Below are 12,435 nucleotides of genomic sequence, written 5' to 3'. Positions count from 1 at the left end.
CCTCCAGTGCCGCCGATGCGGTAATTTTCGCCAGTTTTATGAGAACGTTCTCTTTCTGAATTGCAGGCCTTCCAATACTGTTGCCGCCTTACGGCATCCGAAGACTGAATTCGGTCGTCGTCTCCTCGATGAATGCGGCCACCTGCGCCTCCGCCTCTTCCCGGCTCCAGCCGAGATGCGGCGCGGCCAATTCCGCGGCCAGTTCCGCGTGGCGCCGGCCAAGATCCGCCTCCCAGCCCACGGAAAGGCGGCGGCGCAGGATGTCTGAAAGTGTGCACGCCTGCTCGTTGAGGACAGCATGGGCGACAGATGCTTCCGTGACATGATCCATATTCGGAAGCGGCGGCAATGGCGTATCGAGCGGATGCGATGGGCCGGATGGCTGCAGCCGACGATGCACGGCACGCGTCAGCCGTCGCCCGGCGTCGCGGTGTGTCATCAGCAGACCGCCGGTGAAGGTGAAGACATGCGGCAGGCCTTCATCGGTCAGATCATGCTCGCGGACGGTTGGTGCGGAACTCCTGCCGTCCCTGGCAAGGCTGCGCGGCCGCACGCCGGCCCAGGCATAGAGCACGTCTTCGCGGTTCAGACCGAAACCCGGAAACAGGCGGCCGAGCTGATCGAGAATGGCCGATATCTCCGCCTCCGTCGCGCGAAACCCTTCCGGCCGGCCATCCGAGACGGCATCCCATGGCCCGACATAATGAAGCTCGCCCCAGGGGATCAGGTAGAAAGGGGCGCCCGCCGCGGTCACGGTCTCGAAACCGAAGCCGCGCAGGCTCTCTGGCAGGCGGACAACGATGTTCGTGCCCTTCTCGCCAGTATTTTTGCGCAGATGTGGCGCCCCGGCGAGAGTGGTGATTTCATCGACCCAGACACCGGCGCAATTGACGACTGCGCGGGTCAGAACATCTTGCGAACCCCCGGCGGCCGTCAGCGTCACCCTCCAGAGGTTGCCTTGCCGCGCCAGCCCCGTCACTGCCGTATGGTTCAGCGCCTCCATGCCGATTGCCCGCGCCTTCATGATCGTATCGACGACGATGCGCTCCGGCCAATGATATTGGTATTCGATAAAACTCATCGCCCCGCGAATGTCCTGCAGCCCCGCCATGCCCTGAAGCGCCGGATGTGCCCGTGCTTCTTTCGCCGACAGTATGCGAAGATTGAGCGGCACCTGACCGCCGTCGCTCGCCGCCATCAGGCGAAAGGCGAGCCGCGCCTTCCAGCGGGGAATGGCGTTTTCCGGCGTCAGCGGAACAATGAAGGTGACGGGCTTTACCCGCTCGGGCGCCATGCGCACGAACTCCGCCCGCCCCTGCATCGAGCGGCGCATAAGGCTCAAACACTCGATCGCGCTGCGCGGCCGGGCGAAAAACGCAGCGAGCGATCCGCTGGCAGCCGAGAGATAGCCGAGCCCGCAGTGCTGCAATCGTGACGTCTTGCTGGAGGTGCCAGAGCCATAGTCATTGCGCTCGACAAGCAGCGTGCGATAGCCCGCCGCCGCCAGATGCTGGCCCGCCGCCGCCGCAATGATGCCGCCGCCAACAACCACGGTGTCGTAAATCTGGGTCACGCTCAACTCCCGTTCAACGCCGAAGCGCACCATTCTTTGACGCAGAATATGAGAACGTTCGCAAAATTTTACCGATGGTGTCAAGTCCGCTTGACGTCGCCTTGAGAAATATAATACGTATTATAACGTCATATAGAAAGGTTCGACCATGCCCCTCCCCTCCGCCTTTGACGCCGGCGTCACCGCCGCGCTCTCCGCCCTCGATGCAAATTCGCTGAAACATGTTTTCTTCGTCGCGTGCGGTGGTTCGCTGTCGATCATGTATCCGGCCAAGTTCCTCCTCGACCAGCACGCACCGCTGCCCTCGGATGTCTACAATGGTGCTGAGTTCGTCGCCCGCGCACCGCGGTCGCTCGACAAGAATTCGCTGGTCATTCTCTGCTCGATGACCGGCACCACGAAAGAAACCACAGCTGCGGCCGAATTTGCCCGCTCGAGGGGCGCCACCACGATCGGACTGACGGTCGAGCCTGCCTCCCCGCTCGGCAGGGCCGTCGATCATGTGGTCGGCTTTGACGCACCCTACACGACCGGCGTGCCGATCGACGCGAAGGACAGCAACTATTCGCGGATATATCAGATTGTGATGGGCCTCGTTGCGCTCACCGGCGGCGAGAATCTCACCGAAACACTGATCGGCAGCCTTGCCGCCCTGCAGCCTGCCATCGACCGTGCGCATGCCACCTTCGCGCCTGTCTTCGAAGATTATGCGCCGCGCTTCGCCAAGGAAGACGTGGTCTATACGGTCGCCAGCGGTGCGAGCTACGGCGCGGCCTATTCCTTCGCCATCTGCGTGCTCATGGAGATGCAGTGGATCAACAGCCAGGCCATCCATGCCAACGAGTTTTTCCACGGTCCCTTCGAGGTGCTCGATAAGGATCGCGCCTTCATCCTCATGAAGGGTCTCGACAGCACACGGCCGCTGGAACAACGCGCCGACGAATTCCTGCATCGCTTCGGTTCGGCTGAGAACATTCTGGTTCTCGACGCCGAAAAGCTTGATCTTTCGGGCATCGATCCGCAATTCCAGGGCAATGTCGTGCCGCTGATCTTCTTCGACACGCTCTGGCGTTTCGCCTATAAGATTGCTGAGCTGCGCAATCACGAAATGCTTGAGGCGCGGCGCTACATGAAGAAGATCACCTACTGAGAAAGCCTGGAAGAGCGGATGAAAGACCAATCAAACCTTTTGCCGCTCTATGAACAGGTCCGCCGCTCGCTTCTGGCCGGCATCGAAACCGGCCAGTTCGCGGAAGGCAGCTTCCTGCCCGCCGAACCAGAGCTGATGGCGTGCTATAGCGTCAGCCGGATCACACTGCGGCGCGCGATCGGCGAGCTTTGCGCCGATGGCCGCCTGCAGCGACAGCAGGGCCGCGGCACCATCGTCATGCCGGGCAAGATGCGCCAGACGCTCGTCTCGTTGTCCGGCTTTTCGGAGACCATGGATGGGCTCGGCCGAAAGGCCAGCCACCGCATCCTCGCGCGCGTCGACAACCCCGAAGCTCCGGCCATCCAAGCCCGGTTGCAGGCCGGAGCACTGATCCGCTTCGACCGATTGCTGGAGGATAACGGGCTGCCGATGACGCTCGAAACGCTCTGGTTCGACCCGTTGCGCTTTTCGCAGGTGATCGAACCGGTTGCCGCCGGAGGCTCCTTCTTCGCCTCCTTGCGGGACAAGGCTGGCATCGAGCCGGCCCATGCGGAGCGGCAGATCGATGTCGGGTTTGCCTCGGCCAGTGAGCGAGCCATTCTGGCCGTGACGGCCACCCAGCCGGTCTACCGGATCGAAAAGATCGTCACCGACGCCGAAGAGCGCCCGCTCGCCCTGTCGCAACTCATCACTCCAAGCCATCTGGTCACCTACACGATCAAGTCCTGAAAGGTTCGACATGCACATCTTTGACGCCGCCGCCGTTCACGCGGCACTCCCCTGGCCTTTTCTGATCGAGGCATTGCGCAAGGCGCATCTCGGGCCGATGCCCGCCTCCGAGGTTGTGGTGCAATCCGATCCCGCAGGCCGCGGCGCCCAGTTCGTCACCCTGCCCGGCTGGGCGCCGGGCGGACCGATCGTCGTGAAGATGGTGGGTGTCTTTCCGCAGAACGCAGACCTGCAACCACCGCAACCGGCCGTTCAAGGGCTTGTGGCGCTGTTTGACGGTAAAACCGGCGGACCGCTCCTTGCAGCCGACGGTGCGGCCATGACGGCGCGCAAGACGGCCGCCGACTCCGCACTCGGCGCCGCCATTCTCGCTCGCGAGGACGTGGAAGATCTTCTGATCGTCGGCGCCGGTGCGCTTGCGCCGCATTTTGCCGCGGCGCATCTGGCGGCACGCCCATCGCTCAGCCGCGTCACGATCTGGAACCGCACCACGGCGCGCGCCGCGGCCGTTGCAGCCCAGCTTCGCGAAAAAGGCCTTGACGCCACGGTCAGCGACGACCTCGACGGCGCTGTCACCCGCGCCGATGTAGTATCCTGCGTCACCATGTCGGATACGGCGCTGATCAAGGGTGCGCTGCTGCGACCCGGCACCCATCTCGATCTTGTCGGGGCCTATCTGCCCACGCTTCGGGAAGCAGACGATGCGGCCCTGACGCGTGGCACGATCTTCGTCGACAGCCGCAACAACATGCAGGGCGGCGGCGATCTTTCGCAGGCCGTCGCTTCAGGCGCGATCACCTGGGACGCCGTGAAAGCCGACCTTTTCGAACTTGTGCAGGGTCAGAAAGAAGGCCGCACCAGCGCCGATCAGATCACCGTGTTCAAGAATAACGGCGGCGCGCATCTCGACCTATTCACCGCCGCCGCGCTTTCGCAAACACTCGGCTGACGCGTCACGCGTCAGCCAGAACCCGCGCCAGGAAAGCTCGCGTGCGATCATGCTGCGGGCGTGTCAGCACGTCCGCCGGACGGCCCTGCTCTACGATCACCCCACCATCCATGAAGATCAGGTGGTCGGCGACATCCCGAGCAAAGCCCATTTCGTGCGTGACGACGACCATGGTCATGCCGTCGTCGGCAAGCTGGCGCATGACGGCGAGAACTTCACCGACAAGCTCCGGGTCGAGCGCCGAGGTCGGTTCATCGAAGAGCATGACATCGGGCTTCATCGCCAGCGAGCGAGCGATCGCCGCACGCTGCTGCTGTCCGCCGGAAAGCTGCGCCGGATAATAGTGTGCGCGCTCCTTCATGCCGACGCGCTCCAAGAGTGCCATCGCCTCTTCCGCCGCCGCTGATTTCGGCACGCGTTTGACGAGCAACGGTGCCTCGATGACGTTCTCAAGCACGGTCTTGTGCGGGAAAAGATGAAACCCCTGGAACACCATGCCCATACGTTGGCGCTGGCGTGCAAGCTCGTTGAAGCTCATCTCAAGGAGCTTGTCGCCCTTCCAGCGCACGCCGACGGGCTCGCCATTGAGGAAGACCGCGCCGCCCGTAGGTTTTTCCAGATAGTTGAGGCAGCGCAGCAGCGTGCTCTTGCCCGAACCGGAAGGGCCGATGATGCAGGTCACGTCGCCGCGCATCACCGCGACATCGATGCCGCGAAGCACCTCATGGGTGCCGAAACTCTTGCGCAGGCGCTCGACCTTCAGCAGGGGTTGGACTGTCGGCTCGGTGTTCATCACAGGGTCTCCTGCTGGTGCGCGAACAGGCGGAACATGCCGCCGGATTTCTTCTTGCCCGCGTGATGTTCGGATTTCAATCGATGCTCGACGGCATGTTCGATGACCGTCAGGACGGTGGTGAGCACGAGGTACCAGACGGTGGCGACTAATAGCAGCGGCACCGTCTGATAGGTACGCGCATAGACCATCTGGGCGGAATAGAGCAGATCGGGCAACGCCAGTACGGAAACGAGCGAGGTGAATTTCAGCATCGAGATCGTGTCGTTACCGATGGGCGGAATAACGATGCGCAATGCCTGTGGCAACACGATGCGGCGAAGCGTCTGGCCGCGGGTCATCCCGAGGGTGGCGGCGGCTTCCGTCTGGCCGGCATTGATCGCCTGGATGCCGGCGCGGATCATTTCCGCGGCATAGGCGCTCTCGGTGAAGGCAAGGCCCATGATGGCGGCGCTGAACGGCGTGATGAGCTCGTTGGTATTCCAGGAAAAGAGCTTCGGCCCGCCGAAAGGAATGCCGATCGATATCTCCGGCAAGAGCAAGGCCAGATTATACCAGAAGATCATCTGCACCAGCGGCGGCACGCCGCGGAAAAACCAGATCCAGCCCCAGCTGACCGACTGGAAGACGCTGCTGGCCGACAGGCGCATGATGGCGAGCACGACGCCGATTGCAAGCCCCAGCACCATGGCGAGCGCCGTCAACAGCAGCGTCATGCCGAGACCGGAGAGGATAGCTGGGCTGAACATATATTCGGCGACGACGTTCCACTGCATGTTCTTGTTGGTGACAAGCACCTGCAGGAAGACGACGGCGAATATCGCAAGCACCACACCGCCGATCCAGTGGCCGACCTTTGGCAGCGCAATAGGCTTCACATCATGGATGGAGGGGCGCGAGTGTGGTTTTTCAGACATCGTCATTCCTTGCTGTCGTCTTGAGCTGTCCGATCCGGCACCAAGCAGGCTTCGCCAGAAGTGGTTTTGCATAGGGCAGACAATTGTTTCAGAGATCGGCCGGATGCTCTTCCGTGATCAACAGTGCCTTGCTCAGCATGCCGCTGTCGTTCAGGCCCCACTTGGTCATGATCTTCTCGTAGGTGCCGTCATCGATCATCGACTGGATCGTGTCCGTCAGCACCTGGCCGAGTGGGTCGCCCTTGCGCACGCCGATGCAGCTGTTGACCGGCGACAGGACCAGATCGGATACCTTGAGGTCGCCGGTCTGCTTTGCCATATAGGTAAGCTTCACCGATCCGCCCACGGTCGCCTGCGCCCGGTTGGAGCGAACGGCAAGCTCTGCCTGCGCCTGCGTGCCATGCGTCTGCATGACAACCGGCTTGTTCTTGCACTCATTGGCGTTCAGCTTTTCGAGTAGGCCGATATCCCATGAGCCGTTGAGTACCGCGACCGTCAACCCGCAGGCGTCGGAGGCCGACTTGATGTCGAGCGTGCTGTCTTTCGGATAGGCAAAGGAGGTGCCGATACGGCGTTGCGAGACGAAATCGAGCGTCTTCAGGCGCTCCGCCGTGGTGCCGAAAGACGAGAAGCCAGCGTCGAAACGCTTGGACTGTAGGCCCGGAACGATGGCGTCGAAGCTCGTGCCCTCGAACGTGAATGTCACACCGAGGCGCTGCTCCATCTCCTTGGCGATATCGACACTCCAGCCCTTCAGCTGGCCGTCGGCATCCTGATACTCGTCCGGCGCCCAGTCGTTAAAGACGGCGGCCTTGATGCCGTTGTCCTTGTATTCCTGCGGCAGCGCATCGTGCAAAGCCGGAATGACATCGGCCAGCGCCGGCATCGCCAGGATCGCGCTCAGGACGCATCCGGCCAGAATGGATTTCAACATGACGACCTCCTTGTTTTAGCGAACCCAGCGGGCTCGGGATGGCGCTCTCCAGTTCCCCTTATAAAAGTCACGAGAACGTTCTCACATATGAGACACGGACATTGCTTCCCCGTCAAGCACCGTTTTCGCGCTTAACGGCGGTTATAGGCATTGAAAATCGCCGCCTATCTGGTAACACCTAAAAAGTGCTGCCATTTTCTCCGATCCGGACATGATAAGATTCTCATTTTGGCAGGGCAAAAATGTGAGAGGAATTGCCGCGTGGCTCCGAAAAGCAAGGCAACGATTACGGATGTCGCGCGGGCAGCCGGCGTTTCCACGGCGACCGCTGGGCGCGTGCTCGGCGGCTACGGCTATACCAGCGATGACAAGAAAGAACAGGTGCTCAAGGCCGCTCAGAGCCTCGGCTACCGGCCCAATGCGCTGGCGCGCAGCCTCATCACCGGCAAGACCCGCACGCTCGGGGTCGTCGCGGGCGATATCCAGAACCCGTTCTATGCTTCGGTCCTGCGCGGTATTTCCAACGTCGCGGAAGCCAACGGCTTCGGCCTGCTGATCACCAACAGCGACGAAGCCCAGACCAAGGAAGTCCGTTCGGTGGAGCTTCTCGCTCAGAAACAGGTGGATGGGCTGATCGTCACCCCGAGCGACACGCGCAAGGCGCGGCATTTGCACAATCTCAAGGCCATGGGCGTTCCACTCGTGCTGATCGATCGCGCCGTCGCCGGCCTGATGGTCGATCGTGTCGCGACCGACAACATCGCGGCGGCCGAACAGGCCGTGCGCCACCTGATCGCCGCCGGCCACCGCCGGATCGGCATCGTGGCGGAACTGGTGGACGAGAAAGACGGCGGGCTGGAGACCTTCCTCACCCGCGCCATCGCCGGCGATCCCATCGAAAGCGAGATGCTCTACCCGAGCTGGCAGCGTCTTCTCGGCTATGTCCGCGCGCACCGGATCGAGGGTTTGGCCATCGATCCGCGCCTGACGCTTAGGGCCGGGAGCTATTCCGCCCTGGCCGCGCACGCCGTCGTGCCCGGCCTTATGACAGCCCCCGAGGCGCCGACCGCCCTCTTCACCACCGACGGCACCATGTCGGAGGGAACCATGCGGGCGCTGGCCGACCTGAAGCTCTCGATTCCCCAGGATGTCTCGATCGTCTGCTTCGACGATCTCGACTGGATGAGTTTTCACCGTCCTGGCATCACCACCGTTGCGCAGCCACGGCTCGCCATGGGCGAAGCCGCCGCGCGCATGCTGCTAGAGCGCATCCACGGCGAGGATTATCCGCCGCGCACCGTACTTATGCCCGCTGAACTGATCAAACGCGGCTCCGTCACCCAACTCTGATCCGGCAAGACGCAACGGGAACAGAATTGAACCTGCGCGTGAAGGCCGATACCGTTTCTTTCAACGCTTCTCGGAAAGGCGGCACCAGCGGCTTGCTTCCGACAGGCGTGGACCGTTCCCTTCCTTCTCCAGCACTCACGCCCACTTTCGGCGCACCCCGTGTAGGAACCAGTTGCCTTTTTAGATGTAGCTCGGTAATTGAGAACGTTCTCAGTTTTGTTCTCAGGAGGTCCTCCCGATGCCGCGTCCCGCTAGAATTCTCGCTTTCGGTGACAATGTGGTCGATTGCTATCGCGACCAGAACCTGATGTTTCCCGGCGGGAACTGCATCAACCATGCGGTGTTTGCCCACCGCGCCGGCGCCGAAACGGCCTATGTGGGAGCCGTTTGCGATGACGATGCGGGTTCCCTGATCCGACGGGCCCTGATCGACGAAGGCGTTGACGTGGCATCGCTGCGGATTGAACCCGGGCAGACCGCCTATTGCGTGATCGAGACACAAGACGGCGACCGCGTCTTCGTTGGCGCCAATCTCGGCGTCTCGATAATCGCGCCGTCGCGGGCCGACCTGGCGCGGCTTTCGGATTTCGATGCCGTTCATACAGGCCGATCGAGCCATGTCGACGCCTGGTTGCCCCGCTTTGCCGAACTGACGAAGATCTCGTACGATCTCGCTACTGTCCACGATCCCGAACGTATCGCCCAAGTGGCACCGCATTGCTTCCTGATCGCGTTTTCCGCCGGCAGCGCCACCCGCAAGGAGGCGCTAGTGCTGGCTGAATGTGCCCGCACCGCCGGGGCCCGCTGGTGCCTCGTCACCCGCGGCGTCGAAGGCGCTCTTCTCGCCGGCGAAACTGGCATCGTGGAGGTTCCGGCTGAGCCGGTCGATGCTATCGACACGCTGGGAGCCGGCGACACTTATATTGCCAACGTCCTCGTCGGCCTACTTGACGGCGTCCGGCCGGAGGCCGTCTTAACAAAAGCCGCGGAAGCCGCCGCGCAAACGTGCCTGATGCGCGGTGCCTTCGGTCACGGGGCTCCCATGAGCGTCGACCTTTCAAACATGATGAGCTTGGAAGAGGTCTATCGCACCACCCGCCCCGCACGAACACCCGAAGAAGCCTAGCGGGATATCTGGAAGCAGGACTTGTTTGCCCCGCCAAAAAATCTCGATCTTTTCACCACCAACCACCTGAAAGTTCGATTTTCAGGTGGTTGGCCGGACCAGAGAACTCTGGATACCTGCCCCGAATTCGCGTTATCCGAACCGTTCGGGGCGAAAGCTATCCAGAAGTGGATGCCGGTTGCCGCTGGCGATCTCCCCGGCCAATAATTCTCCGGCGATAAGCCCAAGCGTGGCTCCGCTGTGGCTGAATGCGACGTAGTAGCCCGGAATATCTTTTAGTTCCCCGAAAACCGGATCGCCGTCACCCGGAATAGGCTTGGGGCCAACGCCATAGCTTTCAATTTCCAGTGTCGGATTGCCTTGCAGGACTTTCGAGGCCTCATCAAGCAAGCCCTGCAGCGTCGAGTTTTTCACCTCATAGCTACCGTCCGGCCGCGTGACTACCTCTTCTTCTGACCAGGCGGAATCGAGCGCGAGGCCGCCTGTCGGTGTCGGTCTGATCGCCACGCGAGGCGTGTTGAGGACCGCACGCAAGTCGTGCTGGCCCGGCGTCGTCCGCACGAGCAGCGCGATCGGTGTGGCATCGGCAATGTGCTGTCCTGCTTTTTTCACCATGCGCGGGACATCCGGACCCGTCGCCAGCAACACGGCATCCGCTTCGAAGCTCGCTCCACTGGCAGTCATAACCCCGCTGGCACGTCCATCCTTGATCACCACCTCGGCACGGCCGGAATCGGAGACGAGTTTGCCGCCGCGCGCCAGGAATTCTTCCAGTAAAAGCTCAATCAGCGACGGCAGATCGACCCAGCCTTCGCCGGGATTGAATAGAGCGCCTTGCCGCGTCACAGCCCGGGCATCGACGCCGGGAGTGACCGCCGCGATTCCGTCCGGCACGACATGCTGTGCGTCATATCCAATGAGCCGCTCGTGGGCATAAACGTCGGCGATCTCATTGGTGCTGTCATCGGCGTCCCATGTGAGTCCTCCTTCGAAGCGCAGCCACGACGCATCGGGATATTTCGCGGCCAATGTCCGATAGCGGTCGATCCCTACCATGCGCAGACGATGATACGCTTCCGAACGCATGCGCGACGAGTTGAGCCAGGCGAGCGAGCGCCCCGACGCACCGTTCGCGACGGGGCCATTATTGACGAGCGTCGTCGGGATGCCGAGGCGGGCAAGGTGGACAGCCGATGAGATGCCGAAAATGCCGCCTCCTATGACGATGACTCTGGAAACGGGCTTCGACGTTGGAGAGAGTGAATTCATGTCGTGTACTTTCATTCTGTCGTTCTATGCGGTTTTCGTGAGATCATCACGGCCTGGTTCATCAGAGGACCTCGGCCAGGAAGCGTTTTAGCCGTGCGCTGCCGGGATTGTCGAAAATGGCGGATGGCGTGCCGGCTTCGATTACCCGGCCCTCATCCATGAAGACGACCTGGTCAGCGACCTTTCGGGCAAAGCCCATCTCGTGCGTGACGACGACCATGGTCATGCCTTGCCGCCCGAGATCTGCCATCAGGTCAAGCACGCCTTTTACCAGTTCGGGGTCAAGCGCGCTCGTTACCTCATCGAAAAGGATGACTTCCGGATCCATCGCCAGAGCACGAGCAATCGCCACGCGTTGCTGTTGGCCGCCCGAAAGGCCGCCAGGTCGGTGGTGCTGGCGGGAAGCGAGCCCCACATCGGCAAGCCGCGCCTCGGCAATCCGTTGGGCTTCCTGCCGGGGCATGCCCTTGATCCTGACGAGCGCTAGCATGACGTTCTGAAGGGCCGTGTGGTCCGGAAACAGGTTGAAGTGCTGGAATACCATCCCGATACGCCGGCGCAGTCTTTCCGGCTTCATAGCCAGAATGCTCACCCCATCGAGGAGCACGTCGCCGGCCCTCGGCTCGACTAGCCGGTTGATACACCGCAGCAAGGTCGATTTGCCCGAACCCGACGGACCGATGATGCAAGTCACGGTGCCCGGCCTGACGGTAAGATTGACGCCTTTCAATACTTCAACATCGCCATAAGCCATAGCGAGATCGCTGATCTGGAGGCTGCCACCCTTGAACTGGGGTCGGGTTTCGCTACGGTGCCCGGATATTTGACCCGTGGCATTGGCGCCGGAATCGTCCAATTCGCTTAATTCGGCAAGACCGCTCGTGATGGGTCCACCTCCGCGCTGCTTGCCGAGCCTCAGGCGGTCGTCAATATAGTTGACGAGATGCGTCAGCGGCACTGTGATGACGAGATAGAAAACGCCGGCCAGAAGCAGTGGTGACAGATTGCCCGTGACGACCGCCTGGTCCTGTCCCACACGGAAGATCTCGCGTTCGGATGCAAGCAGGCCAAGGAAATAGACGAGGCTCGAATCCTTTACGTTGCCGATGAATTGATTGACGAGCGCCGGCAGCACGCGCCGGATCCCCTGCGGTATCACGATCAGTCGCATGCTTTGGCCGTAACTCATGCTGAGCGCCCGGCACGCCTCCATCTGCCCGCGTTCGACGCTCTGGATGCCCGCGCGGAATATCTCTCCCATATAGGCACCGGCGATCAGGCTAAGTGCAAGGATGCCGAGCGGATAGGGTGACGGTCCGAAGAGTTCGCGACCGATGCGAGCGAAGCCTTGGCCGATCAGAAGAATGGTGACGATCGCGGGCAACCCACGGAAGATGTCGGTATAGATACGAGCTGGTATCCGCAGCCATCGCGACTGCGAGATCCCCATCACAGCGAGCACCATGCCAATGACCACCCCAAGCACGGTGGAGGCCGCTGCCAGTATCAACGTGTTTTTCAGTCCGATGGTGATCATGTTCGGCAGTACCGCCGCCATCGCCTCCCAGTCGAGGAAACTGCGGCGCAGGTTCTCAAGCCAGTTCATTTAATCCCCTTTACTGTCGTGCCCCAAGTGCCCTGTGCG

General features: G+C 61.7%; 11 protein-coding genes. 5 read left to right on the top strand and 6 right to left on the bottom strand.

Going from position 1 to position 12,435, the window contains the following annotated elements; all coding sequences use genetic code 11:
* Positions 1–88 precede the first annotated feature (88 nt).
* A complete protein-coding gene (locus tag OSJ75_RS21805; RefSeq protein WP_267229509.1) occupies positions 89–1,573 on the bottom strand; it encodes an FAD-dependent oxidoreductase in 1,485 nt (494 codons plus the stop codon).
* A 148-nt stretch (positions 1,574–1,721) separates the two neighbouring features.
* Between OSJ75_RS21805 and OSJ75_RS21800 the strand changes: the two genes are divergently transcribed.
* The 3 genes from OSJ75_RS21800 to OSJ75_RS21790 are packed head-to-tail and all read left to right on the top strand — an operon-like array spanning position 1,722 to position 4,401.
* Complete coding sequence (locus tag OSJ75_RS21800; RefSeq protein WP_267229508.1) at positions 1,722–2,723, top strand: SIS domain-containing protein; 1,002 nt, start codon at positions 1,722–1,724, stop codon at positions 2,721–2,723.
* An 18-nt stretch (positions 2,724–2,741) separates the two neighbouring features.
* Positions 2,742–3,452, top strand: coding sequence for a GntR family transcriptional regulator (locus OSJ75_RS21795; RefSeq protein WP_250019998.1), 711 nt, complete (start codon positions 2,742–2,744; stop codon positions 3,450–3,452).
* Positions 3,453–3,462: 10 nt separating this feature from the next.
* Positions 3,463–4,401 (top strand): ornithine cyclodeaminase, encoded by a 939-nt coding sequence (locus OSJ75_RS21790; RefSeq protein ID WP_267229506.1) that lies wholly within the window; start codon positions 3,463–3,465, stop codon positions 4,399–4,401.
* A gap of 4 nt (positions 4,402–4,405) precedes the next feature.
* On the opposite strand, the gene OSJ75_RS21785 is transcribed toward OSJ75_RS21790, so the two are convergent.
* The 3 genes from OSJ75_RS21785 to OSJ75_RS21775 form a co-directional block, all read right to left on the bottom strand.
* Positions 4,406–5,194 carry an amino acid ABC transporter ATP-binding protein gene (locus tag OSJ75_RS21785; protein ID WP_305884371.1) on the bottom strand — a complete coding sequence of 263 codons (789 nt, stop codon included), beginning with the start codon at positions 5,192–5,194 and terminating at the stop codon, positions 4,406–4,408.
* The gene (locus OSJ75_RS21780; protein WP_250020000.1) at positions 5,194–6,111 is read right to left on the bottom strand and encodes an amino acid ABC transporter permease; all 918 of its coding nucleotides are present in this window, start codon (positions 6,109–6,111) and stop codon (positions 5,194–5,196) included. Before OSJ75_RS21780 ends, OSJ75_RS21785 begins: the two co-directional genes overlap by 1 nt.
* An 88-nt stretch (positions 6,112–6,199) precedes the next feature.
* Positions 6,200–7,045, bottom strand: a complete 846-nt coding sequence (locus OSJ75_RS21775; RefSeq protein WP_250020001.1) for an ABC transporter substrate-binding protein — start codon at positions 7,043–7,045, stop codon at positions 6,200–6,202.
* A 261-nt stretch (positions 7,046–7,306) separates the two neighbouring features.
* Between OSJ75_RS21775 and OSJ75_RS21770 the strand changes: the two genes are divergently transcribed.
* Together OSJ75_RS21770 and OSJ75_RS21765 are read left to right on the top strand one after the other, a co-directional pair.
* The gene (locus OSJ75_RS21770; protein ID WP_250020002.1) at positions 7,307–8,395 is read left to right on the top strand and encodes a LacI family DNA-binding transcriptional regulator; all 1,089 of its coding nucleotides are present in this window, start codon (positions 7,307–7,309) and stop codon (positions 8,393–8,395) included.
* Positions 8,396–8,633: 238 nt separating this feature from the next.
* Positions 8,634–9,521, top strand: coding sequence for a PfkB family carbohydrate kinase (locus OSJ75_RS21765; RefSeq protein ID WP_267229505.1), 888 nt, complete (start codon positions 8,634–8,636; stop codon positions 9,519–9,521).
* A 132-nt stretch (positions 9,522–9,653) separates the two neighbouring features.
* Here the strand turns inward: OSJ75_RS21765 and OSJ75_RS21760 are convergent, their stop codons facing one another.
* Together OSJ75_RS21760 and OSJ75_RS22890 are read right to left on the bottom strand one after the other, a co-directional pair.
* Positions 9,654–10,805, bottom strand: coding sequence for an NAD(P)/FAD-dependent oxidoreductase (locus OSJ75_RS21760; protein ID WP_250020004.1), 1,152 nt, complete (start codon positions 10,803–10,805; stop codon positions 9,654–9,656).
* A gap of 46 nt (positions 10,806–10,851) precedes the next feature.
* Positions 10,852–12,396 carry an amino acid ABC transporter permease/ATP-binding protein gene (locus OSJ75_RS22890; RefSeq protein ID WP_305884372.1) on the bottom strand — a complete coding sequence of 515 codons (1,545 nt, stop codon included), beginning with the start codon at positions 12,394–12,396 and terminating at the stop codon, positions 10,852–10,854.
* Positions 12,397–12,435 lie beyond the last annotated feature (39 nt).

The sequence above is a fragment of the Phyllobacterium sp. 0TCS1.6A genome (assembly GCF_026420825.1).
Classification (GTDB): domain Bacteria; phylum Pseudomonadota; class Alphaproteobacteria; order Rhizobiales; family Rhizobiaceae; genus Phyllobacterium.
The sequence above is the reverse complement of the archived record's forward strand: the minus strand, read 5'-3'. Positions and strand labels throughout refer to the sequence as shown.